Origin of the sequence: Microlunatus sagamiharensis, assembly GCF_900105785.1 — a bacterium.
In the GTDB taxonomy this organism is placed as follows: Bacteria; Actinomycetota; Actinomycetes; order Propionibacteriales; family Propionibacteriaceae; genus Microlunatus; species Microlunatus sagamiharensis.
Genome location: NZ_LT629799.1, coordinates 3,535,426 through 3,562,201, shown reverse-complemented (window position 1 = coordinate 3,562,201; position 26,776 = coordinate 3,535,426). Strand labels below are relative to the sequence as shown.

24 protein-coding genes and 2 pseudogenes are annotated in these 26,776 nt (G+C 73.3%); 17 read left to right on the top strand and 9 right to left on the bottom strand.

Annotation, left to right across the window (positions count from 1 at the left end; translation table 11 throughout):
• Positions 1-224: 224 nt before the first annotated feature.
• Complete coding sequence (locus BLU42_RS16405; protein ID WP_157720031.1) at positions 225-677, top strand: DUF1707 SHOCT-like domain-containing protein; 453 nt, start codon at positions 225-227, stop codon at positions 675-677.
• A 161-nt stretch (positions 678-838) separates the two neighbouring features.
• Here the strand turns inward: BLU42_RS16405 and BLU42_RS16400 are convergent, their stop codons facing one another.
• Positions 839-1,822, bottom strand: coding sequence for an Abi family protein (locus BLU42_RS16400; RefSeq protein ID WP_157720030.1), 984 nt, complete (start codon positions 1,820-1,822; stop codon positions 839-841).
• 518 nt (positions 1,823-2,340) lie between these two features.
• Between BLU42_RS16400 and BLU42_RS16395 the strand changes: the two genes are divergently transcribed.
• Positions 2,341-2,871, top strand: coding sequence for a Panacea domain-containing protein (locus BLU42_RS16395; RefSeq protein WP_091076745.1), 531 nt, complete (start codon positions 2,341-2,343; stop codon positions 2,869-2,871).
• Positions 2,868-3,239, top strand: coding sequence for a type II toxin-antitoxin system death-on-curing family toxin (locus tag BLU42_RS16390; protein ID WP_091076741.1), 372 nt, complete (start codon positions 2,868-2,870; stop codon positions 3,237-3,239). Before BLU42_RS16395 ends, BLU42_RS16390 begins: the two co-directional genes overlap by 4 nt.
• Here BLU42_RS16390 and BLU42_RS16385 read toward each other — a convergent pair.
• Positions 3,236-3,499: a hypothetical protein gene (locus tag BLU42_RS16385; protein WP_091076736.1), complete on the bottom strand. Its 264-nt coding sequence runs from the start codon at positions 3,497-3,499 to the stop codon at positions 3,236-3,238. The genes BLU42_RS16390 and BLU42_RS16385 overlap by 4 nt on opposite strands.
• A 5-nt stretch (positions 3,500-3,504) precedes the next feature.
• Positions 3,505-3,867: a helix-turn-helix domain-containing protein gene (locus BLU42_RS20690; RefSeq protein ID WP_157720029.1), complete on the bottom strand. Its 363-nt coding sequence runs from the start codon at positions 3,865-3,867 to the stop codon at positions 3,505-3,507.
• A 456-nt stretch (positions 3,868-4,323) separates the two neighbouring features.
• Here BLU42_RS20690 and BLU42_RS20685 point away from each other — a divergent pair, with 456 nt between their 5' ends.
• The gene (locus tag BLU42_RS20685; protein WP_157720028.1) at positions 4,324-4,551 is read left to right on the top strand and encodes a hypothetical protein; all 228 of its coding nucleotides are present in this window, start codon (positions 4,324-4,326) and stop codon (positions 4,549-4,551) included.
• Between the two features lie 14 nt (positions 4,552-4,565).
• Positions 4,566-5,054 carry an aspartyl protease family protein gene (locus BLU42_RS21735; protein ID WP_091076733.1) on the top strand — a complete coding sequence of 163 codons (489 nt, stop codon included), beginning with the start codon at positions 4,566-4,568 and terminating at the stop codon, positions 5,052-5,054.
• A gap of 56 nt (positions 5,055-5,110) precedes the next feature.
• Here BLU42_RS21735 and BLU42_RS16375 read toward each other — a convergent pair whose 3' ends face one another.
• Positions 5,111-5,476 (bottom strand): DUF6907 domain-containing protein, encoded by a 366-nt coding sequence (locus BLU42_RS16375; RefSeq protein ID WP_407940273.1) that lies wholly within the window; start codon positions 5,474-5,476, stop codon positions 5,111-5,113.
• A gap of 83 nt (positions 5,477-5,559) precedes the next feature.
• On the opposite strand from BLU42_RS16375, the pseudogene BLU42_RS16370 reads away from it, so the two are divergent.
• The 10 genes and pseudogenes from BLU42_RS16370 to BLU42_RS16325 all read left to right on the top strand — a co-directional run.
• A pseudogene (locus BLU42_RS16370) lies at positions 5,560-5,949 on the top strand (secretion protein); the annotation flags it as partial.
• Between the two features lie 7 nt (positions 5,950-5,956).
• A complete protein-coding gene (locus tag BLU42_RS16365; protein WP_091076726.1) occupies positions 5,957-6,832 on the top strand; it encodes a type II secretion system F family protein in 876 nt (291 codons plus the stop codon).
• A 107-nt stretch (positions 6,833-6,939) separates the two neighbouring features.
• Positions 6,940-7,722, top strand: coding sequence for a hypothetical protein (locus BLU42_RS16360; RefSeq protein ID WP_157720026.1), 783 nt, complete (start codon positions 6,940-6,942; stop codon positions 7,720-7,722).
• 127 nt (positions 7,723-7,849) lie between these two features.
• The gene (locus BLU42_RS16355) at positions 7,850-10,993 is read left to right on the top strand and encodes a LysM peptidoglycan-binding domain-containing protein (RefSeq protein ID WP_091076719.1); all 3,144 of its coding nucleotides are present in this window, start codon (positions 7,850-7,852) and stop codon (positions 10,991-10,993) included.
• A 131-nt stretch (positions 10,994-11,124) separates the two neighbouring features.
• On the top strand, positions 11,125-12,363 hold the full coding sequence (cbiE, locus tag BLU42_RS16350) for a precorrin-6y C5,15-methyltransferase (decarboxylating) subunit CbiE (protein ID WP_197680485.1): 1,239 nt from the start codon (positions 11,125-11,127) through the stop codon (positions 12,361-12,363).
• A complete protein-coding gene (cobM, locus tag BLU42_RS16345) occupies positions 12,360-13,172 on the top strand; it encodes a precorrin-4 C(11)-methyltransferase (protein ID WP_091076711.1) in 813 nt (270 codons plus the stop codon). Before cbiE ends, cobM begins: the two co-directional genes overlap by 4 nt.
• A 169-nt stretch (positions 13,173-13,341) precedes the next feature.
• Positions 13,342-14,031, top strand: coding sequence for a GAP family protein (locus BLU42_RS16340; RefSeq protein WP_091076707.1), 690 nt, complete (start codon positions 13,342-13,344; stop codon positions 14,029-14,031).
• 175 nt (positions 14,032-14,206) lie between these two features.
• The gene (locus BLU42_RS16335) at positions 14,207-14,491 is read left to right on the top strand and encodes a pyrophosphorylase (RefSeq protein ID WP_091072812.1); all 285 of its coding nucleotides are present in this window, start codon (positions 14,207-14,209) and stop codon (positions 14,489-14,491) included.
• A 226-nt stretch (positions 14,492-14,717) separates the two neighbouring features.
• Entirely contained in the window at positions 14,718-20,330 is a 5,613-nt protein-coding gene (locus BLU42_RS16330; RefSeq protein ID WP_091076704.1) for a DUF6531 domain-containing protein, read from the top strand.
• Between the two features lie 88 nt (positions 20,331-20,418).
• Entirely contained in the window at positions 20,419-21,288 is an 870-nt protein-coding gene (locus BLU42_RS16325) for a pentapeptide repeat-containing protein (RefSeq protein ID WP_091076700.1), read from the top strand.
• A gap of 43 nt (positions 21,289-21,331) precedes the next feature.
• On the opposite strand, the gene BLU42_RS16320 is transcribed toward BLU42_RS16325, so the two are convergent.
• From BLU42_RS16320 to BLU42_RS16310, 3 genes are read right to left on the bottom strand one after another with little or no spacing between them, the layout of a single operon-like run.
• Entirely contained in the window at positions 21,332-22,834 is a 1,503-nt protein-coding gene (locus tag BLU42_RS16320; RefSeq protein ID WP_091076696.1) for a precorrin-2 C(20)-methyltransferase, read from the bottom strand.
• Positions 22,831-23,523: a precorrin-8X methylmutase gene (locus BLU42_RS16315; protein WP_331715244.1), complete on the bottom strand. Its 693-nt coding sequence runs from the start codon at positions 23,521-23,523 to the stop codon at positions 22,831-22,833. The genes BLU42_RS16320 and BLU42_RS16315 overlap by 4 nt, the downstream gene beginning before the upstream one ends.
• A complete protein-coding gene (locus tag BLU42_RS16310) occupies positions 23,516-24,619 on the bottom strand; it encodes a hypothetical protein (RefSeq protein ID WP_091076692.1) in 1,104 nt (367 codons plus the stop codon). Before BLU42_RS16310 ends, BLU42_RS16315 begins: the two co-directional genes overlap by 8 nt.
• Positions 24,620-24,670: 51 nt before the next feature.
• Here BLU42_RS16310 and BLU42_RS16305 point away from each other — a divergent pair, with 51 nt between their 5' ends.
• On the top strand, positions 24,671-25,039 hold the full coding sequence (locus tag BLU42_RS16305) for a DoxX family protein (protein ID WP_091076689.1): 369 nt from the start codon (positions 24,671-24,673) through the stop codon (positions 25,037-25,039).
• Positions 25,040-25,163: 124 nt separating this feature from the next.
• Here BLU42_RS16305 and BLU42_RS21670 read toward each other — a convergent pair.
• Positions 25,164-25,481: pseudogene (locus BLU42_RS21670) on the bottom strand (hypothetical protein).
• 33 nt (positions 25,482-25,514) lie between these two features.
• Entirely contained in the window at positions 25,515-26,213 is a 699-nt protein-coding gene (locus BLU42_RS16295) for a GAF and ANTAR domain-containing protein (RefSeq protein WP_172825811.1), read from the bottom strand.
• Between the two features lie 183 nt (positions 26,214-26,396).
• On the opposite strand from BLU42_RS16295, the gene BLU42_RS16290 reads away from it, so the two are divergent.
• Complete coding sequence (locus tag BLU42_RS16290; RefSeq protein WP_091076681.1) at positions 26,397-26,774, top strand: HNH endonuclease; 378 nt, start codon at positions 26,397-26,399, stop codon at positions 26,772-26,774.
• The last annotated feature ends 2 nt before the right edge of the window (positions 26,775-26,776 follow it).

Sequence of the window (26,776 nt, the reverse complement as noted above, 5' to 3'; positions counted from 1 at the left end):
CCCGTCAGAGCGCCTGCCCGGTGGTCGGGTTCGAGAAGCATCCCGGACGGCGTGCGAACTAATCCGTCCCCCGTAAGGGTGACACGGACGTGGTCGTCGGCCGTAGCGGTCACTGGTGCAGACGGGACCGGCGCTCTCGACGGCCGCACGATGGTTGGCAGAGTGCCTGGGGGTGCGTGAGAGTCGTGACGTTCTCACGCGATGTCGGGGTGCACCATGAGCCCATGACCGATACGTCGCCAGCTCGTCCCCGCCTCGGCCACCGGATCGGCGACACCGAACGCCAGACGTGCGCTGACCAGCTCGCCGAAGCATTCATGGCAGGGCGCCTGACCCACGACGAGTTCGAGGGCCGGCTCGACAGATCCCTGTCGGCCGTGACCGACGTCGACCTCGCGCTACTGACCCGTGACTTGGACACACCATCGCAAAGCAATGATCTCCACGTCAGACCGAATGTCGCGCGAGACGCCACGCTCGTGGCAGTCACCACTTCCGGGGTTGCGAAAGCAGTCGGATTCGAGGTCGTCCTCGCAGTCTTCGCCCTCTTCGCTGCTACTTGGTTCGGCACCAGCGACTGGCCCTTGATAGCGATCTTCTTATGGGCCTTCGGATCAGTCGCGGGAGCTGCCGGTGTCTACCTCAGCGGATCGCGCCAGCCCCGCAGTCCTCATTGAACCGCACCGGCTCGACGCGAAGGACGTAGCGCGCGAGTTCTAAGACCTCTACTCCAAGCAGCAGGCGCTACATCCCACCTGGTGATGAGTGACCGCACCACTAATTTTCGAGCGGACGCGCGTTTTCCCTACCGACGCGATGAGACTGGACTACTCGATCGTTACTTCGCGACCTGCCAGATTGATAATCTCCGCCAGTCAGTTGGAAACCCCATCATGTTCTCGGGTGTCATTCCATGGCTGGCAGGGAACTTGTTCATCGTCGTCGTAAAGTCCGAGATCCACGTGCTCTTCGGTTCCACAGCTTTCAGCAGGTAGGCGAGTAGAGCCACTAAGACATACAGCTTGTCGGTATCGACCTGCGAGAGGTGATGAATATCGTCTTCCACCATGCGCGCGTTAACCCTTTTCGGTGGATAGATCGTACTTCGGTTCCAGATGCGACAGTTGTGAGCGCAGTCGTTCCGCAGCACGTTAAGGGCCTTCAGCCAACCGTGCAATACCTCGCGATTCTTGACGCGGAACTTCTCGCTTACTCGTCTCGCATCGGTGGCGCTCAGCAGTTTCACTAGGTAGACAAGGCAGCCCATCGTCATGAACTCGGTTGCGGTCCAGACAGGTATCTCACCTTCGTATGCAGTCAGGAAGTGCTTGACGTAGTCTTCGCCACGACTGCGATGCTGAAGCTCGTCGTACTTCTGGCGCCAGTCGTCGTAAGCATTCGCCGACCCTCCGGCGCCGGCCTCGGGTGGCTTCGAACAAGCTTCTGCGTCAAGGAAAATAGGATCGAGGTGCCCGAATGGGTCTGCCTTGCCTAGTTGATAGGCAACGGACGATCGTAATCCGATCTCGACCCTTTGCAGACCGTCCAGAATCGTGCGGCGGAGACGCTGGTCGAAGTCATGCAATTTAGTAGCGTCGGCTAGGGCTGCGCCCTCGACGAACTGGTCTGATCTTGGCACTCGTCCGTCTGACGCGTCGCCGGAGCCGGGTTGCCGCAGGACGTATGTGTAGGCGGACAGGCGGTAGTAGCCGATCCTCTGCAAGGTGCGAGTCGCCTCGGCCGGATCGCCTACGTCGAGGCCGCGGCTAAGTAGGAGTCGGATCTGCTCGGGGTACGTCAGATGAGGCTTGTCGTAGCGCATCGCCGTCGGCACTTCTCTCCGGACAAACGAAAACCGGCCCATGCACGACTGGTGACCAGAGGTCGGTAGCCGAGAGAGGGGCCGGTGTTGATGGGGACAACGCTATAGCGTTTACACCGACGAGCGCGACTTGAGAAGGTCTTGTGTGACACAGATCACATAACTCAGTTAGGACAGCCGGCGCATGCTGCCACTGTCATCTGCGTCGCTGCGTACCGGTGTCAGTCTCTCGACTTCGACCCATCGAACTCCTGCCCGTGGCCTCCCGGCTTCGTCGACACGGACTGACACGGCGCTCGCGCACCAGCGGTAGCTGTGTCGCCGTCACTCGAGCACGTATCGCTGCATGGGCGCAGCGTGGGGGGTGTTGTCGAGCTTGACCCGCACGTGGGGGGGTGGACCGTGCGGGGCCAAGCGCGTCCGTTCGCGCCACTTCAGCCGGGCTGAGCGCTCCTGAGCGGTTAGTGTTGTCGGCGAGAAGGTGTATAAGCGGCCGCATCACGGGAAGGAGGCCCTTCATGAGTACTGCTCTTGAGGTTGCTGACTTCATCCGCACGCGGATGACGCCGAGCGGTGAGGTGCAGCTCCAGAAGCTCGTTTACTACTCCCAGGCCTGGAACATGGTCTGGAACGGAGCCCCCCTCTTCCTCGAAGAGATCGAGGCGTGGAAGGGCGGACCCGTCGTCCCATCTCTCCGCAAGGTGCTTGATGTCGCGCCGGGCGACTACCGCCTCGACGACGAATCCAGAAAAGCCATCTCCGCTGTCGTCAGCTACTACGGCGTGCATTACGGATGGACCCTGTCCGAGCAGACTCACCAAGAGGTGCCCTGGGTTATGACTCGTGGCGATCTTCAGCCAGGTGAGTCGTCGCGCCGGATCATCCCTCGTACCGTGATCCGCACGTTCTACACCGCTATGAGCCTGCGCGGCGAAGGTCCCGCGAAGCCCGACACTCCCGTAGCCGAGGCACCTGACGACACCGTCCTTGCCCTGGCTCGACGCAATCGACTGCGATGGGCCGACGCTCGCGCACTCCTTGCTGAGTGACTCTTCGGATCATCACTCTGCGTCAGGCGATCCTGATGCACGAGGCAGAAGGCGCAGGCCTGCTCATCGACCGCGGCAAGCTCGAGGGCGCCCTACTGGCACCCTTCGCCACCTTCGCTGGCGTAGAAGCGTTCCCATCGCTCACGGGGAAGGCCGCCAAGCTACTCGAGGCAGTCGTGACTGCGCACGCCTTCACCGACGGCAACAAGCGGCTCGCGTGGGACCTCTGCACCGTCTTTCTGGACCTCAACGGTCAGCGACTCGTTGACATCCCTGCCGCCGAAGTTGATCGGCGCGTCCGTGATCTTGAAGCGCACCGGATCCCACGCGAAGTCTTCGCCTTATGGCTCAGTGACCATCTTGCCTAGGACTTGAAGATCTCCTCTTGCTCAGCTCTCAGCTCGGCCGCCGCCTGCTCGTCGGTGTCGTCGATGACTTCCAAAACCGTCCCGGCCGGTACCCAGTAACTAGTCCTGTCGTCCAGCTCGGTTATCTCAGGCGTCACCCACACGCCTCGGAAGTCAGGTCGCTGGAGAAGCGAGACCTGGTTCATGATCTTGCCAAGCGCCCTGCCGGTGACTGTCAGTTCGAGCACGGCGCGTGGTGTGTGAATGAAGACTGTGGCCATACCCCTCAGTCTCCCTGCTTCGGTCGTGATACGTGGGACTTAGGGGCTCTCCTAGGCAGCCCGCTTGCGAGCAGGTACCGGTCGCGTGCCATATCGCGGCTGATACCCAGATCGGCAGCGATCGCGATGAAGGACTCGCCACCCTGCTTGCGCCGGACGATCTCAGCCGGATCGACCTCAGGCGCTGGCGTCGGGAGCGGCCGACCAGGAGCGCGGCAGGGTACGCCGTCCCGTCGAAAGCGCGCGGCGATGTAGCTCGGGGCGAAGCCCAGTCGCTCCCCAACCTCGCGGAAACTCATGCCGGCTTCGTAGAGCCGGCGGGCCTCCTCGAGGTCGAGAGTGGACCAGCGCTTGCCGAGTGTGGACACGAAGCCATAGTCGCAAGAGCTGGCTTCGCTGAAGTCAACTAGCGGAGGGACTCGACAAGCGCCACGAGGGCCGACCACGAAGAGCCCTCTTGGACCTCATAGGGCAGCGCTCCTCGGCTTCCGCCGATTCGAGGCATCTGCTTCAGCAACCCCACCGCTTCAAGCCGCACTAGAACCTTCTTGACTAGGTCGTCGCTGATGCCGACGGAACGCGACACCTGACGAGTGGTGACACCGCTCCCGCGCCATCGGTCAAGTTCCAGGACAACCTCGAACAGCTTGTCGTTGTTGAAGAGAGCAGAAGAGGCTCCGCGGCCGCGTGCCGGCGGTTCGCTCACACCGGCTCCTGTCTGTCCGTTACCGTGCGTTATGCCAACTGCACTACGCACAAGGGAGAACGCTCTCGTGAGGTCGATGCTACGGCGTGTCGGACGCAGGGTCGGCTATCGTCGTGCTATGGCAGCAAAGAAGCACTCAGAGGTCGCCGCCAAGCGGCCGCTGTCAGAGGTGCTCGCTCAGCTGCCGGGGCTTTGGGTGGCAGTTGACCGCCGAAGCAACGAGCCGATGGCGGCCGCGAGCACGCCCTACGAGCTGTCGGCGACGCTGAAGGCCAACCGGATCACCGGTGTCGCAGTTGTGCGGGCCCCTGACCCCTCGGAGCCGGAGCTCGTTGGTCTCGGGTAGGGCTCGCAGCACCCGTGGTAACGCCCTTCCCGTGGGTGTACCCCTATGAGGAAGACAGCGCGCGCCTCGGTGTAGCGGTGCTCCGACCAGTAGTCAGCGTTGCTCTCGTCGGCGACGCCGGCGCAGGAGCGCCTGTCTACGCGCTTGTCGATTCGGGTTGCGGCCACACGCTTGCGGCGCCTTGGTTGGCAGACGAGATCGGAGTAGATCCCGACGACTCGGACAGGCAGATCGTTCTGGGTCTAGGAGGAGAAAACGTTCTCGTTCGGTTCCTGGATGTGCGAGTTCGTCTGCTAGCACCCGGCGGCGATGAGACCGATTTCTTCGAGTGGCATGACGAGGTTGGGTTTCTTCGGAGCTGGAGACCAACTTGGCCCGTGCTTCTAGGTCAAGTGGCTTTCATGAGAACGTTCACGGTCACGATGAGCCGTCACGCACAGGCGCTCGCAGTGAGCGACCGAGATGATTTTGACCGCCGGTTCGGTGTGCAACTAGCACCTTGACCTCCGGTGCTGACCCGCTCCGCTCTTCCGCCGGGAGGGCGCTTTCTTTAACACCTTCACGCGGAACGGGCGGCATCCCAGTGAAGAAGCGCGGTCTCAAGGTGCCCAGCCGCATCGGCCATAGCGGCAGACCACTGGCGAGCCTCAGCGGGCGTCAGCTTCAGGTTGCCATCACCAGCGAAGACGAACATGGTCGGCTTGCGGAGCAGCGGGTGGGTTACGTCCTCTCCGACGACCATCTCCTCGGCGACGACAGAGACCTCGAGATGCTCGTGGTTGCCGTGCTCGTTGATGCACACCAGTCTCATCGACCACTCGAACGCCACGTGCTCTCGTTCCCAGCGGTCGTCTAGGCACTCACAGTCATAAGCGTGGAATGGCGTGCGGGTGCACCACGGCGGACACGGGGTTGTGGTCGGCATCGAGAACGGGTCTGCTGCGGTCATGTTGACCTCTCGGTGAAGGAGCCCCTGTAGGACTCTTACTATGGGTATAGCAAGTTGCCCAGACGGGGACGGGCACCCTCTCGACGACGCACTCGCACTCGGCCGCGTCGACGGTCGACCGGCTCGCGTCCCGCGTGGCGCAGGGCGGCGTGCTGAGCGTCGAGGAGGCGTACCGCCAGATCGCCCACAACATCCACCTGTTCGTGCACGTGCGGCTCGTCGACGACACCTGGCGCGGCGGCCGGCGGCGGCGCTTCGTGTCCGAGATCCGCCAGGTCGTGGGCTCGATCGAGAACGACCGCCCCGTCACCCACCTCACCTACAGCGCCGAGGGCACGCCGGGGCAGGCGCCCGGCTTCTTCCCCGACGCCGGCTTCGCCGAGGAGCTGGCGCCGTTCCGTCGCGAGCTCCGGTCGCACCGGGACCCGGCCGCCGGACGCGCAGGGTGAGGGTTCGGTGACCGCGCTCGTGGCGGTGCTCGCCGGGCTGCTCGGCTCGGCCGGTGTGGTGGCGCTCGTCGCCGGCCTGCGGCGCCGGCCGGTCGTCGAGGCCGTGCGGCGGCCCTCCTCGCTGGCGGCACGGTGGGCGCGCGTGACGCGCCGACCGCCCGGACCGGCCGGACGGCGGCGCGACCTCCTCGTGCTGGGGAGCGTGCTGGGCGGCTTCGCCCTCGCGGCGTTGAGCGGGTGGGTCGCGGCGGTGATCGTCGTGCCGGGGCTGGTGCTCGGGCTGCCCTACCTGCTCCGGGCACCGCGGCCCCGTGACGTCGCCCTGCTCGAGGCGATGGACCGCTGGGTGCGGACGCTGGCCTCGACCCTCGCGACGGGCCGCTCGGTCACCGACGCCATCCGCGTCTCCCGGCGGACGGCTCCGGCGGCGATCGCCGAGGAGGTCGAGGTCCTCGTGCTCCGGCTCAACAGCCGCTGGGAGACCCGTCGCGCGCTCCAGCGGTTCGCCGACGCGCTCGACTCCCCGGACACCGACGCAGTGGTGGCGGCGCTGATGCTGGCGGCCGGACGCGGAGCCGCCGGCGCGTCGACCACGCTGCACGCGCTCGCCGAGTCCATCCAGGCGCAGCTGCGGGCGCGACGGGTGATCGAGGTCGAGCGCTCCAAGCCGTACGTCGTGGTGCGCCAGGTCACCGTCATCACCCTGGTGACGCTGGGCGGGCTGTTCCTGCTGCGGCCCGAGTTCTTCGCCGGCTACCGCACGCCGGTCGGCCAGGTGGTGCTCGCAGTCCTCGTCACCGTCTACCTCGGCTCGCTGCTGCTGATGCGTCGCAAGGCCCGCCAGCCCGACCGGCCGCGGATCCTCGTCGGGAGCGGCTCGTGACACCGGGGTGGGCGCTCTTAGCCGGGGTGCTGGTCGCGGCCGGGCTCGTCGCGGTGGTGGCGGGTGTCCGACGCTCGACACCCGGGCTGAGGGCCGCGCTCGAACGCGTGGACGGCGCCGATGGCGTCGTCGAGGTGGACGGGGAGGCGGCGCCGCCGGGAAGCCGTTCGGAGCGCTGGGGCGCGCTGCTGCAGCGCCACACGCCGGTCGGGCTGACCGGACGCCAGCGGCGGGCGCTGCGCCTGCAGGACAAGTCGGTCGCCGAGTTCTACGCCGACAAGCTCGTGATGGCGGTGATCGGTGCGGTGCTGCCGGCCCTGCTCGGATCGGGCCTCAGCTGGGCGCTGCTCGGGCACGTGTCGGCGGTGCCCGCGCTGGCGGCGGTGCTGGGCGGGGTGCTCGGCTTCTTCGTCCCCGACCTGCTCCTGCTCCGTTCCGCCACCGGGACCCGCACGTCGGCGCTCGAGGCCCTCCTCGTCTACGTCGACCTCGTCACGCTCGAGCGCCTCGCCAACGCGTCGGCTCCCCAGGCGCTCGTACGGGCGGCCGGGCTGAGCCAGGTGCCCCTCTTCGTGCAGATCCGTACGGCCCTCGAGCGGGCCACCCTCGAGCAGCAGAGCCCGTACGCCGAGCTCCGCCGGCTGGCCGAGACCCTCGACCTGCCCGAGCTCGCCGACATCGCCGACGTGATGCAGCTCGACGAGACCGGGGCGGCGCTGTCGGGGACGCTGCGGGCACGGGTCCGCGAGCTCAGGGACGCGCACCTGACGGCGGAGCAGATCCGGGCGAGCGCCGACGCCGAGGGCATGACCATCTACATGACCCTGCCCGCGATGGCCTTCGGCCTCATCCTCCTCACCGCCGCGCTGCTGCAGATCGTCCTCGGATGAGCGGTCCCACCGGGGACCGGCGATGCCCGACAACACCCGTGCCGGACGGACAACACTTTCCGGCCCCACGGAGACGCCTGTTCGGCCAGGGTGGACGCCAGACCAGCAGCGGCGGAAGGGGAGGGACGTGAGCGAGCGCTTGGTGCGCCGGTGCCGGGGCCTGGCGTCGCTCGCCCTCCTGGCGGGCCTAGTCGTCGGGGTGCCCGCCGCCCTGGTCGGGCTGGGCGGCGACCCGCTGCCGCGGTCGGTCGACGCACGCGTGCTCTGGGACCTGCTCCTGCAGCCCGACGACGGCACCGTGCTCGTGCGCCTCCTGGCCCTGGTCGGCTGGCTCGCCTGGGCGGTCTTCACGCTGAGCCTGGTCGTCGAGCTCGTCAACCTCGTCCGCCACCGTCGCCACGACGTCGTCCTGCCCGGGCTGGGCGGGGTCCAGCAGTGGGCGGCCGGGCTGATGCTGGCGGTGGTGGCGATCGGCGGAGCCGCGCAGCTGTCGTCCGGCCCGGCGGCGTCGGAGGCCACCGTCGCACGGGCTGCGCCGGAGCCCGGGCGGACGCCGGCCGCCACCTCCTCGCCCTCGGGGCCCGAGGCCGCCCCGACGCCTGCGGTGGACGCCGCCGCGACGTCGTCAGCTGCGCCGGTACCGCTGGCGGCGCCCTCGGGGCGGCGGGAGCGGGTGCACGTGGTCGAGGCCGGCGACGACCTCTGGTCCTTGGCCGAGCGCTACTACGGCCGCGGGCAGGAGTGGCGCCGCATCGCCACGGCCAACCCCGGGCTCCTCACCGGCGGCCCGGACCGCCTCACGGTGGGCTGGCGTCTCGTGGTCCCCGAGGTCGCTCAGACGGGCGAGGGCGGCGGCTCGACCGCCGCAGCCGGGGTGCGCGTCCGGGTCGGGGACACGCTCAGCTCCATCGCCGGCCGCGTCCTCGGCGACCCCGGGCGGTGGCAGGAGCTCTACCGGGCCAACCGCGACCAGCTGGGCGACCCGGACGAGCTCCCCGTCGGTGTGGTCCTGCGCGTCCCGGGGGACGCGGAGGGAGCGCGGGCGTCGGACGACGAGGTCCAGGCCGCCGCCGGCGAGGACGTACCGGCCGAGGACGCGCAGGCTGAGGACACGCGGTCCCAGGACGAGCCGGTCGACGAGGAGCCGGCCGAGGACGAGCTGCGCGCCGTACCAGCACCCGCACCGCCCGCCGAGACAGCGGGACGGGCGGCGCCGACGGCACCCGCCGCTGGCCCGACCGGCGCCGCACCCGCTCCGACCGCTGCGCAGGGGTCCGAGTCCGAGTCCCAGGCCACCCCGGGAGACCGGACGGGCGCCGACGACCCCGACGACGACGAGGACGGTGTCCTGCTCCCCGGGCTGGCGACCGTCGGTGGGCTGCTGGCCGCGTCCCTGGTCGGCGGGCTCGCCGCACGGCGGCGTTGGCAGCTGCAGCAGCGGCCCGTCGGACGGCGGGTGGCGCAGCCTCCGCCGGAGACGAGGCCGGTCGAGGTCGCCCTGGCGCGGCGGGCCCGTCCGATCGGCCTGCGCACGCTGGACCGGGCGAGCCGGGCGGTCGCCGCTGCCGCCGTGGAGGCCGGCGTCGAGGTCCCCGCGCTGCGGTCGGCCACGCTCTCACCCGAGTGGCTCGTCCTCGAGCTGTCCGGGCGGACGCCGCCCGCGCCGCGCTGCTTCGTCGACACCGGCGGGACCTGGTGCCTCGCGGCCGACGCCGTCGATGGTCTTCGGGCCGTCCGCGGTCTCGGCGACGTCCCCCGGCCGTGGCCGCTGCTCGTGACCCTCGGCACCGACGACGAGGGGGCCGAGCGACTCGTCGACCTCGAGTCGCTGGGGCTCCTGGCCGTCACCGGGGACCGCGCCAGGGCGACCGCCGTGCTGGCCGCGGCCGCCCTCGAGCTGGCCTGCTCGCCGTGGACCGACGAGCTGCAGCTCACCCTGGTCGGGGACAGCACGCTCGCTCCCGCCCTGGCCCAGCACAACGTGCGGGCCGAGCCCGAGCTCGACGCGGTCCTGGAGCGGCTCGAGCGCACCGCCGCGTCGCGTGCACGGCATGCCGACGGTCGAGCGGCTCGCGACCTGCGCCTGGACCGTGACCGGGCCGAGGCCTGGACCCCCGAGGTCGTCGTGGTCGACGTCGACGTCGCGGCCGAGCAGGTCGAGCGCCTCGTCCGGGTCGCGACCGCCCGGCCCGGCTCCGGCCTGACCGTGGTGCTCAGGGGCGAGGCGGAGGGCGCCGGGGCGACGCTCGCGCTGGGCGAGGACGGCCGCGCCACCCTGCTGCCCGACGCGGTGCGGCTGGTTCCGCAGGCCCTCGGGAGCGAGGGCCTCGGGCCCGTCGTCGCGCTGGTCGGCGTCACAGGACGTGAGGACACCGACCCGGCGCCGTGGTGGTCGTCGGACGAGCCGCCCGACGAGCCGCTGGAGGCGCCGCCCGACAACGTGACCTACCTGGGCAGGCGACGCAGGACCGACGACGGGGACGAGCAGGAGAGGAGGGCAGCGGTGCAGGCACGGATGACCGAGGCGGTCGACGGCACGCTGCATGACCCGCTGCTGCAGCTCCTCGGCCCCGTCGAGCTGCTGGGTGCGGCCGGCACCCCGCCGACCCGCGCCGCACGCCAGTGCCTGGAGTACTGCGCCTGGCTGCTCGAGCACCCCGGGACCACCGCGCAGTCCATGGCTTCGGGGTTGCTCGTCGCCGAGGGCACCCGTCGCTCCAACATGAGCCGCCTGCGTACCTGGCTCGGCAACGGGCCCGACGGCGAGCCGTACCTGCCCGACGCCTACAGCGGCCGGATCTTCCTCGACCCCGTCGTCAGCTCCGACTGGCACCAGCTCCGGCTCCTGCTCACCGACGGCGTCGACCAGGCACCGACCTCGGTGCTCGAGCTCGGTCTGCGCCTCGTGCGCGGAGCGCCGCTCGCCGACGCCGCGCCGGTCCAGTGGCACTGGGCCGAGTCGCTACGCACCGACATGATCTCGTGCGTCCGAGACCTGGGGGTCGAGCTCACGCGGCGCGCGCTGGAGGAGCGGGACCTCGACCTGGCCCGCTGGGCGGCAGCCCGTGCCTTGCTGGCCGCACCCGGCGACGAGCTGCTCCTCACGGGGCGGATCCGTACGGAGCACCTCGCGGGCAACGCCGCGGAAACCGAGCGGCTTTCCCTCCAGCTCGCTCAGCAGGCGCGGATGCTCGGCGTCGACCTCCACCCGGCGACCGTCGACCTCATCCAGGAGGTGATGGAGGGACGGCTGAGGGCGCGGCTCGCCTGACCCTCCGGCGGCCGGGTCCAGGTCGGCCGCCCGCGCCGGCGCGGCGATGACCTGGCACTCGGACCAGCCCGGGCGCGTCCACGCCTTCCGAGGTCGACGGCGGGTTGCGCGCGGATCCTTACCCTGACGGGGTGGTCGTGGACGTGGTGGGGCTGCCCGCCGTGGGGTGGTCGGGACTCGGGGAGGCCGAGCGCGACCTCGTCACCTCGGCCGAGGTGCTCCTCGGAGCACCGCGCCACCTGGGTCTCGTCCCCGAGGTCGAGGGGCAGGAGCGGCACGCCTGGCCGAGCCCGCTGCGCCCGCAGCTGCCCGGCTTCCTCGACGCTTATTCCGATCGTCGCGTGGTCGCCCTGGCCAGCGGTGACCCGCTCGTCGCCGGGATCGGGTCGACGCTGGTCGACCTGCTCGGCACCGACGCCGTCCGCGTCCACCCGGCCGTCTCCTCCGTCGCCCTCGCCGGGGCGCGGATGGGCTGGGACGCCGCCACCTTCGACGTCGTCCGTATCGCCTCCGAGGGTGCCCAAGAGGTGCGACCGCTCCTCGCGCCCGGCCGCCGGCTCGTCGCACTGTCCCGTGACGCCGGGACCCCGGCCGCCATCGCCGGCGTGCTCGGCGAGGCCGGATTCGGCCTGAGCGTCGTCACCGTGCTCGGCGACCTCGGGACGCCAGCGGAGACGCGGCGCGAGTCGCTCGCCGCGACCGGCGTCGACGGCGAGGTCCCCGCGCTGAACGTCGTCTGCGTCGCCTGCGCCACCGACCAGCCCGAGGCCGACGGCTCGCCCGTGCCCGGGCTGCCCGACGACGCGTACGAGAACGACGGCCAGCTCTCCAAGCGCGTGGTGCGCGCCGCCGCCCTCGCCCACCTCCGCCCCAGCGGTGACGAGCTGCTCTGGGACCTCGGGGCCGGTGCGGGTTCCGTCGCCATCGAGTGGTGCCGTGCCGTCCGCGGCTCCCGGGCCATCGCCGTCGAGCGCGACGGCGAGCGCGCCGCCCGGATCACCCGCAACGCCCGCCACCTCGGCGTCCCCGGCCTGCAGGTCATCAGCGGCGTGAACGCCGACGCCCTCACCTGGCTACCCGCCCCCGACGCCGTCTTCGTCGGCGGCGGCGCGGACACCAACCTCCTCCACACGGTGCTGAGCATGATCAAGCCCGGCGGCCGGCTCGTCGTGCACGCCGTCACCGTGGAGACCGAGACCCTGCTGCTTGACCTGCACGCGAGCCTCGGCGGCGAGCTCGCCCGCCTCTCGGTCGAGTCGCTCGGCCCGCTGGGACGGTTCCGCGGCTGGGTCCCGGCCCGCCCGGTCGTCCAGTGGAGCCTCGTCACCCCCTCCGCCGACGGCACGCGCCAGGAGGACCCGGCCCGGTGACGGTCCACTTCATCGGAGCCGGCCCAGGGGCGGCCGACCTCCTCACCCTGCGCGCCGTCCGCCTCCTCGAGACCTCGCCCGTCTGCGTCTACGCCGGCACCTACCTCGACGAGGCCGTCCTCTCCCACTGCCCGCCCGGGGCCACCCTCGTCGACAGCCAGCACCTCGACCTCGACCAGATCACCGCGCACCTCGTCGCCGCGCACGAGGCCGGCCACGACGTCGCCCGCCTCTGCTCCGGCGACCCCTCGCTCTACTCCGCCCTCGCTGAGCAGACCCGGCGTCTCGACGCCGCCGGCGTCCCCTGGGACGTCACCCCGGGCGTCCCCGCGTACGCCGCCGCGGCCGCGATCGTCGGCCGCGAGCTGACCGTCCCCGAGGTCGCGCAGTCCGTCGTCCTCACCCGCGCCCAGGCCGCCTCCACCGCGATGCCCGACACCGAGGCCCTCAGCGCCTTCGCCGCGACCCGCGCCACCCTCGTCCTCCACCTCGCCGTCCGCCGCACCCGCGAGCTCGCCGAGAGCCTGGTGGACGCGTACGGCGCCGACTGCCCGGTCGTCGTCGTCGGCAACGCCTCCCAGCCGACCGAGACCGTCCTCCAGGGCACGCTCGCCGACATCGGTGCCCAGGTCGAGGCCGCTAACCTCCGCCAGGCCGCCGTGATCATGGTCGGCAGGGCGTTGGCTGCGCGGACTTTCCCCGAGTCACACCTCTACGACAGCCACCGCCCCCGCCACGGAGCCGAGCGCGACGAGCGCGGCGACCAGGAGCCGGAGCCGAGGCCCGACTCAGCAACGAGCGGACGGTGACCCCGAAGGAGGGGTTGCGGGCCACGGCGCCGGACGTGGATGGGTCTGGCGGGAGCCCGGGCGCGACCGCGTACGAGGTACGGCGTGAATCACGCGCCCGGGCGGATGGTTGTCCGGCGCCGTGGTCCGCGACCGCTCCGGCAGCCAAGACCCACGACGGGGACCGAGCATGACCGACCAGCCAGGCTTCTGGGACACCCTGGGGGCGCTCATCCCGCTCGGCCTGGCGGGGGCCTTCAGCTGGCTGCCGGTGACCGGGGTCGTCGTGCTGCTGCTGGCGGGTTCCGGCATGGCCCGCGTGTGGGCCTTCGTGGTGGGCCGGGTCTTCGGGCTCGCGCTGATCACCGTGGCCTTCGTCGCTGGCGCACGGGCGCTGCCAACGCCCAGATCGGCGCCGACGCTCGAGGGGCCCGTCGTGGCCGGGGCGGAGGTGTTCGCCGGCGTCGCGCTCGTCGTCGTGGGCGCGGTGACCTGGGTCCGGCGGGAGGTCGCGCGCACGAAGGAGGAGCCGGCCTGGCAGCGCCGGCTGGGGGAGGCGTCGCTGCCGGCGGTCTTCCTGACCAGCGTGATCGTCGACCTGCAGCCCAAGGGCCTCGTGCTCGGCCTCTCGTCGGGCGTGGTCGTGCGGGCGGGGTCGATGCCCATCCCCGAGGCCGTGATCGTGCTGCTCGTCTACCTCGCGATCGCGTCGTCCTCGGTCCTGCTCCCGGTGCTCGCGACGTACGCGGCGCCGTCACGCACCCGCCGCTGGCTGGAGGCGGCGCAGGACTGGCTCGACACCCACGGCCGGACCATCACCGCCGTCGTGCTCGTGCTCGTCGGCCTCGTCCTGGTCGTCGACGGGCTCCGGCGCTTCTGACCCGGAGGTCCCTCGATGACGGGCGTACGGCGGCTCGATGAAGAGTTCCCGTGCTTCTGCTGAGGGCGCGGGGGGTGACCCCTGGTTCTGCCAGGATCAGGCGAAGTCGGGTCCTGAGCCTGGCTACTAGTCCATCGAGGGTGGTCGGCACGGGCCGGCCGGGAAGTGGGTTCACATGTCCGGACGCGTTCTCTCCAGCGAGCAGGCCAAGTCGGCCATCACGCAGATGCAGTCGATCATCAACGGCGGCCTCACCAACGAGATCAACAACCTCAACACCCAGGGCCAGGCCCTGTCCGACCCCAACAACTGGGACGGTCCCCTCGCCGAGCGGTTCCGCAGCTCCACCTGGCCGGAGACCAAGTCGGCGCTCGACAAGGCCAAGACCGAGCTCGAGGAGCTCCGCGGCCAGCTCCAGCAGATCTCCAGCAACATCATGACCGCCGGCGGCGGCAGCTAGTCCGCCCGGGACGCCCGTACGCGGCGTCCCCCGGCCACCGGACCCCGGCCGGGTCGCAGCACCTGCGACCCGGCCCCGGTCCCGGCCATCGAGGCAGCGCCTCTCTGCGCGCCGCCCGTGCTCCTCGCTCCACCATCTCTGCTCCACCCGCCATCGCGTCACCGACGCAGCCCGGCCGCCGCGCGGCCCCGTGGTGCTGCGCGCCCGAACCGCTCGGAGGATCCGCATGCCTGACCTGGGTGCCATCGAGGAGGACGTCCCCTTCGACGAGGGGACGGCCACCGCGCTCATCACCGCCTGCCGCTCGGCGGCCTCGGCGGTCGACGCCCAGGCCGGGCAGCGCTCGTCGTGGGTGACGACGGCGATGACCGACTTCAAGGGGCACTTCTCCGAGCTCTTCAAGGCGAACGCCCAGACCGCGGCGGGCGACGCGACCGAGCTCGCCAACCGCCTGCGCGAGGTCGCCACCGCGGCCGAGCGGCTCAAGGAGGAGGCGCACAAGGAGCAGGAGCGCCGCCAGAAGGCGCGGGAGTGGAAGAAGGAGCACGACAACCGCAACCTGCTCGAGCAGGGCTGGGACTGGGCGACCGGCGGCGACGACCCGCCCGTGGGCCCGCCCGCGGACCCGATCTCGGTCGCGGTGTCGCCCGCGGTCAACCGGTCGCGCGAGACCCCGGCGCCCGGCGGCGGCTCCTCCGGCGGCGGCGGGACCTCCTCGGCCCGCCCGTCGAACCTGCGCACCTTCGCCACCGGGTCGAAGGGCGCGAACGACACGCTGCGCCCGCGGCCCGCCGCGCTGCGGACCGCGTACCAGAACTTCCAGGCCCGCTGCCGCTGGGGGACGCTGAGCGCGTCGGGCGTCTTCACCGGCTTCGACGCCTGGCTGAGCGCCAACGACATCGACGTGACCTGGGCGACCACGGTCGCCGACGCCTTCAAGGCCGCCGGCGGCGAGGGGGAGGTCTCGACCCTGTCGAACAGCGCCGTCCAGGCCGCGCTGCAGGCCGCGAACGTCACCGTCACCCGCCAGGACCTCGTCATCGACGCCGTCCAGGCGCAGGGCCACCCGCCGACGTCCGGCTACGCCGACGACCCCGTCAACACCGCGACCGGCAACTTCGTCGAGACCGAGACCGACGTCGTGTTCCCGGGCGCCGCGTCGACGCTGGTGCTGTCGCGCACGTACAACTCGTTCCGCACCGAGGCCACGCAGACGCCCGAGGCCCCGGGTGCGGGAGCCTTCGGCCCGGGCTGGTCCTCGGTCGTCGAGGCCGGGCTGCGGCTCGACGACGAGCGCGCCCGCCTGGTGCTGCCCGACGGCCGCCAGATCTTCTTCCCGCGCCTCGGCACCGGCTGGGACCGCGCGGTCGGCGAGAGCCTGTGGCTGGGGCGCGAGGAGGCCACCGGCGAGCTGGTCGTCACCGGCAACGAGGGCTCGTGGTGGCGCCTCGGCGACGGCGGCGACCTGCGGGCGTACGGGACCGGCCCGCGCGCGGCCCGGGCGTACGTCGAGGTCACCCGCGACGAGGCCGGCCGGGTCCTCCGGCTGACGCACGCCAGGGGTCAGTGGGTCGAGCTCGTCTGGGGCCTGGGCGGCGAGGCAGGCGCCGCGGACCGCGTGGTCGGTGCCCGCACCGCCGACGGCCGCAGCGTGGCGTACGCCTACGACGCCGAGGCCCGCCTGGTCGCGGCGACCGGCGCCGGCGGGACGCGGACCTACCGCTGGGGCGACGACGGCCTGGTGGCCGCCGTGGTCGACGCCGACGGCGTGGTGGAGGCGGAGAACGTCTACGACGCGCAGGGCCGGGTCACCCGCCAGCGCTCGCCCTTCGGCCGCACGACGCGCTTCGTCTACCTCCCCGGCCGCGTCACCGTCGTCTCCGACGAGGACGGCTCGCGCTCCAACACCTGGATCCACGACGAGCGCGGCCGCCTGGTCGGTGTCGTCGACGCCGAGGAGCGGCGCCAGTCCACCTCGTACGACCGCTGGGGCAACCCGGTGCTGCTCACCGAGCGCGACGGGGCCACGACGGTCCACGCCTACGACGAGCGCGGCCGCCGGGTCCGCACGGTCACGCCCTCGGGCGCCGACCTCACCTACGGCTACGACGAGCTCGACCGCGTCACCACCGTGGTGGCCGAGCAGGGTGCGGTCACCGGGTACGCGTACGAGGGCAGGTTCCGGAACCCGTCGACGGTGACCGACCCCGAGGGCGGCCTCACCCGCCTGACCTGGACGGACGGCCTGCTCACCGAGGTCGTCGACCCGACCGGCGTCGTGGTCCGCCTCACCTACGACGAGCGCGGCGACCTGGTCGGCACGACCAACGCCGACGGCGCCACCGCGCGCCTCGAGCGGGACGCGCTCGGCCGGGTGACCGCCGCGATCACGCCGTCGGGGCACCGCACGACGTACGCCTACGACGAGGCGACGGGCCTGCTCGCCGAGCGCACCGACCCCGACGGCGGCACCTGGCGCCACGAGCACACGGCGGCCGGCCGCCGGGTCGCGACCGTCGACCCGCTCGGCGCGCGCACCACGCTCGAGCGCGGCACGCACGGCGAGGAGACGGCGACCGTCGACCCGCTCGGCCGGCGCCTCGACCGCCAGCTCGACGACCTCGGCAACCTGGCGACGGTGACGCTCCCCGACGGGTCGCGGTGGGAGTTCGCCCACGACGCGCTCTCGCGCCTGGTCGCGACGACCGACCCCACCGGGGGCGTCTGGCGCGAGGAGCGCGACGCGGCCGGCCACGCCCTCGCGAGCATCGACCCCACCGGCGTCCGCACCGGGGTCGACGTCGACGTCGCCGCGGGCCGCGCCGAGGTCGGTGACGAGGGCGGCTCCGCCGTGCTCGTGGTCGACCCGCTCGGTCGGGCGACCAGCGTCGGGCAGCCGGACGGGACGGCCGCCGTCTACACCTACGACCGCTGCGGGCGACCCGTCGAGGCCCTCGACGCGGACGGCGGCCTGACCCTGGTCGAGCGCGACGCCGCCGGCCGGGTCCTGGCCGTGACCAGTCCCACGGGTGCCGTGACCCGCCGGGCGTACGACGCGTGCGGCCGGCTTGCGCGCATCACCGACCCCCTGGGCGCCGTCACGACCATCGGCTACGACCTCGACAGCCGCCCGGTGACCCAGACCCTGCCGACCGGTGAGGTGGCGCGGACGACCTACGACGTCTGCGGGCGCGTCGTCCTCCACCGCGCGCCCGGCGCGGGCACGCTGCGCTGGGAGCACGACCTGGCCGGCCGCGTCGTCGCGACCGAGGAGCCGCGCCTCGGCCGGCGCACCTTCCGCTACGACGACGCCGGCCAGCTCGTCGCCGTGGTCGACGGCAACGGCGGCACGACCACCTACGAGTACGACGCCAACGGCCGCGCGACGACGATCACCGACCCGCTGGGCGGCGTGACGCGGCGCGTGTTCGACGCGATGAACCGCTGCGTCGCCGAGACCGACCCCGTCGGGCGCACGACGCGCGCCGGCTACGACGCCGCCGGCCGGCTCGTCTGGCAGGAGAGCCCGGACGGGCGCCGGACGACCTGGACCTACGACGGCGCGGGACGACCGGCCTCGATGGCCGTCGACGGTCGCACCGTCACCGCCCTGACGCGCGACCTGCGCCGGCGCACGGTCCGGGTCAGCGACGACACCGGCGAGCGGCGGGTCGAGCACGAGCTCGAGTGGGACGGCCGGGGCCACCTCGTCCGCCGCAGCCGGGACGGCCGGACCCTCCGCTGGACCTACGACGCGGACGGTCGCCGCACGTCGATGACGACCCCGGACGGCGCGTCGGCCTCGTACGGCTACGACGCCGCGGGACGCCTCGTCGCGGTGGACCACTCGGTGCTCGGGCGCGCCGCCTTCGACCGGGACGCGGCCGGCCGGCTCGTCTCCGCGGTGGCCGGTGGGCTCATCCAGGCGTGGGAGCACCGCGACGGGTTCGTGGTCGCCCACAGCGTCACCGACGAAGCCGGGGTGGCCCGGACCGAGGTCGAGCGTGACGACGACGGCCGGGTGCGCGCCGTCCGCCGGGCCGACGCCGCGGGCAGCAGCACCGCCCGCTACACCTACGACGGTGCGAGCCAGCTCGTCGAGGTGCGCTCGACCTCCGACGCGACCACCTCCGTGCAGCGCTGGGAGTACGACGCCGCCGGCCGCCTCGCCCGCGAGTCGCGCGTCGTCGGTGACGCGGCCTCGGTGCTCGAGCACGTGCACGACGCGGCGGGCCAGCTGCTGGCGACGGCGGACGCCGCCGGGAGGCGGACGACCCACACCTACGACGCCTCAGGGCGTCGCACGTCCACCCGGGACGACCGCGGGACGGCCACCGAGCTCGTCTGGAACCCCAGCGGCTACCTGACCGGCATCGTCCGGCGCTCCGGTGACGGGGTCCGGCGGACGCGGGTGCACACCGACGCGCTCGGGGAGCTGGCCTCGGTGGACGGCACCGAGCTGTTCTGGGACACGGCCGCCTTCGTCGGCGCTCCGGTCCTGGTGGGCGAGACCTCCGTGCTCGGGACCGGTGCGGTGACCGGCGTGGGCGGACCCGACGGGTCCTCCTGGACCGCACCCGGCTGGCGCACCGGCCGGGCCACGACCGCCGACCCGTGGAGCGCCGTCGCGCCGGCCGCGACCGTGGCCGACCTCGGGGCGACGTCCGTCGGGGCCTCGGGCGAGGTCAGCGTGGACGGGCTGGAGTGGATGGGTGCCCGGGTCTTCGACCCGGCCACCCACGGCTTCCTGTCCGTCGACCCGCTCGACCCGGTGACGGGTGCGGGCTGGTCGGGCAACCCGTACGCCTACGCCGGGAACGACCCCGTGCACGCCCTCGACCCGGCGGGCCTGCGACCGGTGACCGACGCGGAGCTGCAGCAGTACCGCGACGACAACGGCATCGGGGGCACGTTCAGGGCGGCGACCAGCGCGGTCGGCGGATGGCTGAAGGACAACTGGGAGTACGTCGCCGGCGGCGCGATGGTCGTCGCCGGCGGCGTCCTCGTCGCGACCGGCGTCGGTGGTCCGGTCGGCGTCATGCTGATCTCGGCCGGCGCCGACACGATCATCCAGAAGGCGACGACCGGCGAGGTCAACTGGGGCCAGGTCGCGATCTCCGGCGCGGCCGGTGCGGTCGGTTTCGGGGTCGGCGGTGCGGTCGCCCGGACAGCGGGCACGGGCCTGCGCGGGATGATGGCGGCCGGTGCCGCGGGGGGCGCCGCCGAGGGCGCGGTGAACGGCGGCGGCAGCTACCTCGTCGGGCCGGGCCCGCACTCGGTCACCGGCTTCGTGCAGAGCACCGCCGCGGGGACCGTCGTCGGCGGGGTCACGGGCGGCGCCGGCGGGGCAGCCGCCCACGGCATCAGCACGCTCGCGAGCTCGGGCGCCCGCGCGACGGCCTCCGGCGCCGGCTCGAGCGCCGCCACGCAGGGAGCGGGGTCGACCGCCGTCCGCACCCTCGACGACGTGCCCGCGGTGCCGGCGCGACCGAGCCCGGTCGACCACGACACGGCGCGGATCGCCGACCACGTGGCGGCGGCCAAGGCCGACTTCGACAACCAGGCGATCGCGGCGTCGCGCAGGGAGCTGGCCAACCTGAACAACCCGCGGGTGGCCTCCGCGACCCGGGGGACGATGATCGACCGCCAGGCCAAGGGGTACATCGACGCGGACCCCGACCTGCAGCACCTCTACACGACGCCGGCCGGCCACTACGGGCCCGACGTGATGGACTTCCAGACCGGTCGCTGGTGGGACATCACCACCCAACGACAATGGGACATGCACCAGACCAAGTACGAGCACCTGGGACCCGGTATCGGGGTGTTCACCGACTAGCGACCACCAGGAGGACACGCCCGTGCCGAGTGCGGCTGAGCTGAGGCGACGTTGGGACGACCCCGAGGCGGCGCGGTCGGTCCGCGCGGTGCGGACCTGGCTGACGGGTCAGGGACCGCAGCCCGACGGTCTCGGCGTCGTGGGCGGGCGTGTCGACCTGCGGGGGATCCCCCTGACGGCGACCCCGGCGACGATCGGTGACCCGGACGACCCCGCGCGTGGGGTGGCCTGGGAGTCGCTGGACCTGTCCGGCGCCCAGCTGGAGGAGCTCCGCTTCTTCGGCGGCTCCGTCCGGGACTGCCGCTTCGACGGCGCCAGCCTGACCGGCCTCAAGCTCTGGGGGACGGAGGTCGTCGACTGCTCCTTCAAGCGGGCCGACCTGCGGTCCCGCGCGCTGGGCACGGGGGAGTGGCACGGTCGGCGCACCGTGTGGAGGCGCGTCGCCTTCGACCGGGCCAACCTGCGCGAGGCGACCTTCCGGGGCTGCCTGCTCGAGGCGTGCACGTTCGAGAAGACGACGAAGCGTCTGCTCATCGAGGACTGCGAGGTCGTCGACTGCGTCTTCACCGGCGTCCTCGACACGCTCCTGGTGAGCGGCCGGGCCCTCCAGCACCCCGTGTCGCCGTCCATGTTCTCCGCCGACTTCAGCCGCGCGGTCTTCGAGGAGTCGAAGATCGAGGGCTACTCGCTGGACCGCGTCGTGCTGCCCGAGCAGGACGACCTGCTCGTGGTCCGTCACTACCCGGCTGCGGCTCGGCGCGCCCTCGCGTGGCTCGCGGACCAGCCTCAGACGCCGGCCGACCAGCAGGCCCTGCACCTCGTCAGGTACTGGGCCACCGCCCCGGCGCCGGAGGACGGCGACCTCTGCCTGGACCTGGGCGAGCGGGACGACCCCGAGGGCGCCGCGGCTCTGCGCCGCGCGTTCGCCCACGCGGAGGACGAGCCGGCCGCCGGCTGAGCGGCGCCCACCTGCTGCCTGCCTGACCCCCGCGGCGCCCGGCTCAGGCCGTGCTGCGCGGGGTCCAGACCTGGCCGGCGGCGCTGACGCGGGTCGCGCTGCTGCCGATGACGAGCAGCGTCTTCATGTCGACGACCGCCGGGTCGAGGTCGCCGAGGGTGGTGACGACGACGGACTCCTCGGCCCGGCCGACGTCGCGGCCGACGACGACGACGGTCTCCGGCGCGCGGACCTCGAGGAGCAGGTCGCGGGCGGCGGCGACCTGCCAGTCGCGGCTGCGCGAGGCGGGGTTGTAGAGCGCGAGCACGAGGTCGGCCTCGGCCGCCGCGCGCAGGCGCCGCTCGACGAGCTCCCACGGCTTGAGCCGGTCCGAGAGCGACAGCACCGCGTAGTCCGCGCCCAGCGGGGCTCCTGCCCGCGCCGCCACGGCCTGGGCGGCGGTGAGGCCGGGCAGCACCTCGACGGTCACGTCGGGGAACTCGTCGGCCACCTCGTACGCGGCCGCCGCCATCCCGAACACCCCGGCGTCGCCGCCGGAGACGATCGCCACCCGGGCCCCGTCGGCGGCGAGGCGGAAGGCGTCGCGGGCCCGGTCGACCTCGACGGTGTTGCCGGTCGCGTGCAGCGTCAGGCCGGGGCGCGGCGGGACGCGCTCGACGTACGGGCCGTAGCCGACCACGTGCTCGACGTCGGCCAGCGCGGCGGCGACCTCGGGCGTCACCCAGCGGTCCGGTCCGGGGCCGAGACCGATGACGAGCAGGTGCCCGCCCGTCGTCACTGCCGACGGGGCCGCGGCGAGGCCTGCCGATCGCGCGGCGTTGTCGGCCCGCCGGTCGCGCCCCGGCACGAGGACCATCGCGAAGTAGGGCACCTGCGCGGGGTCGACCTCCGTGATCGGCACGACCCGCTGCGCCTCGGTGCTGGCGCGCTCGACGTACAGCGCGTCGTCGAGCCGGCCGGCCTGGCGCAGCGCCTCGAGCACGCCGGCGAAGGTGCGGCCGAGCTTCATGATCGCGGCGGCGTCGGTGCCGGCGAGGCGGCGGGCGAGCTCGGGCACCGGCAGCGTCCCGGGCAGCACGGTGAGGACGTCCTCGTGCTTGGACACCGCGGTGGCCAGCGCGGCGGTCGAGGCGCTCACCGCGGTCACCCCGGGCACGACCTCGCAGGGGTAGCGGTCGGCCAGCCGGTCGTGGAGGTAGGAGTAGGAGCTGTAGAACATCGGGTCGCCCTCGGCGAGCACGACCACGTCGCGCCCGGCGTCCAAGTGCGCGGCGAGCCGCTCGGCCGAGGCGTCGTAGAAGTCGCTCACCGCGCCGTAGTAGCCGAGCGGGTGGTCCGTCGTCCCGGTGGTGACGGGGTAGACGAGCAGCTCCTCGACCGCGTCGGCGCGCACGAGGTCGCCGGCGATGCTGCGCGCGATCGAGCGTCCCGCGGTGCCCGAGTGGTAGGCGACGACGTCGGCCGCGGCGATCAGCCGGGCCCCGAGCCGCGTGATCAGCTCGGGGTCGCCGGGTCCGACCCCGACGCCCCAGAGGCGGCCGGTCACGCGAGCTCGTCCTCGGTGGCGAGGGCGTTGACCGCGGCGACGCAGAGCGCGGAACCGCCACGGCGCCCGTGCACGACCAGGAAGGGCAGGTCGTACGGGTTGGCCGCCAGCGCCTCCTTGGACTCGGCCGAGCCGATGAACCCGACGGGGATGCCGAGCACGGCCGCGGGACGTGGGCCGCCGTCGGCGACGATCTCGAGCAGGTGGAACAGCGCGGTGGGCGCGTTGCCGATGGCCACGACGGCCCCCTCGAGCGCGTCGCCCCAGAGCGACACCGCCGCGGCGGAGCGGGTCGTGCCCCAGGCCCGGGCGAGCTCGGTGGTGCGGGGATCGCCGAGCAGGCAGCGGACGTCGTTGCCGGCGGGCAGGCGCCGCCGCGTCACGCCGGAGGCGATCATCTGCGCGTCGGTGAGGACCGGCGCCCCGGCCCGCAGCGCGCCGCGGGCGGCCTCGACGAGCCGCGGGTGGAACTCGACGTCGCTCACCAGCCCGGTGTCGCCGGCCGCGTGGACCATCCGCACGGCCACGACCGACTCCGCCTCGCTGAACCTCGACAGGTCGGTCTCCTCGCGGATCGTCGCGAAGGAGTCGCGGTAGATCGATCCGGGGTCGGAGCCGTAGACGTAGCGCCGGGTGGGCGGCCGCAGCGCCCCGGTCGCGGGCCCGTCCTCCGTCCGCGCGTCAGGCACGGGCGAGCACGAGCTCGGCGAGGTCGACCCGCGTGGGGGCGACGAGGTCGGTGTGGGGTCCGGTGGGCGCGCCGCAGCGGCGCTCGCAGCCGCTGAGGTGCGTACGGACGCCGGGGCCGCCGGCGCGGACCAGCTGCGCGGCGAGCGTGCGGGTGTCCGAGCGGCCGTTGGCGCACCAGGGCGCGCCGACGCAGGCGCTGACCAGGCTCCAGGCGTCGTCGGGGTCGGTCACCAGGCCGACCGCCTCGAGCGCGCTCCGGGAGGCCGCGGCGTCGGGGAGCACGAGGCTGCGCCAGGGCGTGACCACGACCGGGCCGCCGTCGGCGACCGCGTGCACCGCCTCCACCTGGGGCGGGGACAGCAGGCCGAGCGGCACGTCCACGACGAGGTGCGGGCCGGTCGCGCCGGCCGGCTGCGGGGTCGAGGGCAGGCGGAGGTCGGTCTCGGTGCCCTCGCCGGCCTCGACGAGGGGTTCGCTGAGCTGGCGCACGTGCCAGGCGTCGCCGCGGCGCTCGACGAACCGCAGCGCCAGGTCCACCAGCGCCTCCGTCGCCTCGCCGAGCCGCACCGGGCGTACGCGGCGGCGCTCGCCGACCAGCAGCTCGCCGCGCTCCGCGTCGAGGGCGCGGTAGCCGAGGTCGCACCCCAGCCCGGCCACGTCGCCGCGGCCGTCGTCCAGCACGAAGAGGAAGCGGCCGGGCAGGTCGGCCAGGCGCGGCTCGGCGACCAGGGCCCGGTCCAGGCGGGCGACGAGCGGGCGCAGGTCGGCCCGGCCGCCGCGCAGCCCGGTCAGCGGGGACGCGACGATGTTGCGGACGCGCTCGTGCGCGGCCGAGGGCAGGAAGCCGGCGCGGGCGACGGCGTCCTCGAACGGTTCGGGGACCACCTCCGGCAGCCCGCGGACCTGGACGCTGCCGCGCGAGGTCAGCTGCAGCAGCCCGCTGCCGTACTCGGTCGCCAGGCGTCCCAGCTCGCGCAACGCCGTGCCGGTCGTCTGCCCGCCGGGCACCCGGATCCGGACCATCGCCCCGTCGGCGGCCTCGTGCGGCCGGAGGACTCCGGGGCAGCGGTCGTCGCGCGGGGCTTCGGGGGGCATCTGGTCATCGTAGGAGCCGTCGCGCGCCCGTCCAGCGCGCAGGATGGGGGGATGAGACCCGTACGCCGAACCCTTGCGGCCCGTGCCCTGGCGGGTCTGCTGCTCAGCGCGGGGACGATCCACCTGGTCAGGCCGCACGTCTTCGACGCGGCGCTGCCGGACTGGCTGCCCGGCAGCAAGAAGGCGTGGGCGCTCGGCTCCGGCGTGGTGGAGCTCACCTGCGGCGCCCTCGTCGCCGTGCCCCGGACGCAGCACCTCGGCGGCCTGGCCTCGGCGGCGCTGTTCGTCGCGGTGTTCCCCGGCAACGTCCACATGGCCACCCTGGCGCGCACCCCGCGGGCCCGGGCGGTCACGCTCGCGAGGCTCCCGCTTCAGGTTCCGCTGGTGCTCTGGGCCCTCCGCGCCGCGCGCGAGGCCTGACCCCTCGACCCCACCCCTCGACCTCGCCGAGCGGTAGGTTGCCGCGCCCGACACGCCGATGGAGGGCGCGGCAACCTACCTCTCGGCGGTCCGGCGGGGGTGGTAAGGGACCAGCAGCGAACCCTCAGGCGTCGCGGTCGACCAGGGCCCAGCTCGCGGCCGTGGCGACGGCGGTGACGGCGAGGACCGAGGGCCACGCGCCGATGCGCCTGGCCAGCGGGTGCGACGCGCCGAACCCCAGCACGTAGAGCGCCGAGAGCCCGACGGTCACGCCGGCGCCGCGCTTGACGGCCCAGGTGCGGCCCGCCTACGCCCCCGCGGCGGCCAGGACGACGCCGCCGAGCGGGCGGATCCCGGTCTCGCGGGCGACGGTGTAGCCGCCGAGCAGCCCGAGGGCGACGAGCGGGGCGGTGCGGACGGAGGTGGCGGGCGTGAGAGGCACGCCCCGAACCTACGTCCGCGGCGACCACACCGGTCAGCCCGCGGCGTCCTCTGCCGGCCCGGGCACGTGCCCGGTGTCCACGACCTCGCGGGCGGCGCCCGCGACGCTGGTCCCCGCGGCCCGGGCGACGCCGGTGAGGTAGGCCGGCGCGGTCCCGGGGGCCAGCCCGAGCCGGTCGGCGAGGATGCCCTCGGCCTGCCCGACGACCGAGCGGTCCGCCGGCGCGGTCACGGGGTCGCGCCCGACGTCGATCGCCCGCCCGAGGTGCTCCGCGAGGCTGCCGGCCAGCACGCGGTCGGTGTCGTCGAAGGCGTCGACCCGGCGCGCGTAGAGCCCCAGCGAACCCAGCGGGTGGGACGCCGAGGTCAGGGCGACCGCGAGCACCGAGCGGAGCCCGAGGTCCGCGGTGGCGCGGGGCGTCCACCGGGGCCAGCGGTCCTCGGCCACCAGGTCGGGCGAGGTCACGACCGTGCCGTGGGCCGCCTCGGTCGCCGGTCCCTCGCCGACCTCCTGCTCGAGCCGGGCGACCAGGCTCCCGACCTCGTCGCGGTCGGCCGGGCCGGGCCGGGTCGCCGGCCCGGCGGGTCCGGGGACCAGCACCGCGACGGCCTCGCAGGCGGGCACGAGCTCGTGCAGCAGGTCCACGGCGAGGTCGACCCGGCTCGCGGCGTCGGGCAGCGCCGAGAGCTGCCGGGGCAGCCGGGCGAGTAGCGGGACGAGCGGGTCGGGCACGTGCGGTCCTCCTGGTGCGTACGGGGTGTGGGCGGGCGCGGGGCAGACGCCTCGGAGGGGGAACGCGTCCGGGCCTCGGCGCGGTTCCCCGGCCCCCGACCGTACGGACCCTGCCCCAGGCCCGCACGGACCAGGACTGCCGGCGCCGCGCGGTTGAGTCGGGCGCGGAGCATGGGGGGCGACATGGAGCAGCCGCAGCTCGACCGCGTCCAGCGGATGGCGGTCGTCCTGGAGCGCGACGGGCCGACCTGCACGTGGTGCGGACGGACGTTCGACGTGCGCGTCGTCCCGACCACCGACCACCTCGTGCCGCGCCTCAAGGGCGGGCCGTCCTGGCTGGAGAACGAGGTCGCCGCCTGCCGCCGCTGTAACGGCGAGCGCGGCCACCGTGGTGCGGCCGAGTGGCTGCAGGAGTGCCTCCAGCGCGGCTGGCCCGCGGACGAGGAGCGCGTGCGCCGGGTGCTCGCCGCGCTCGAGGAGGCGATCGCGCGGCGCGGCGGCCAGCGTCGGGCGCGCGTGAACCTCGCCACCCAGGCGCGACGGCTTCGCCGCAGCGGGTAAGC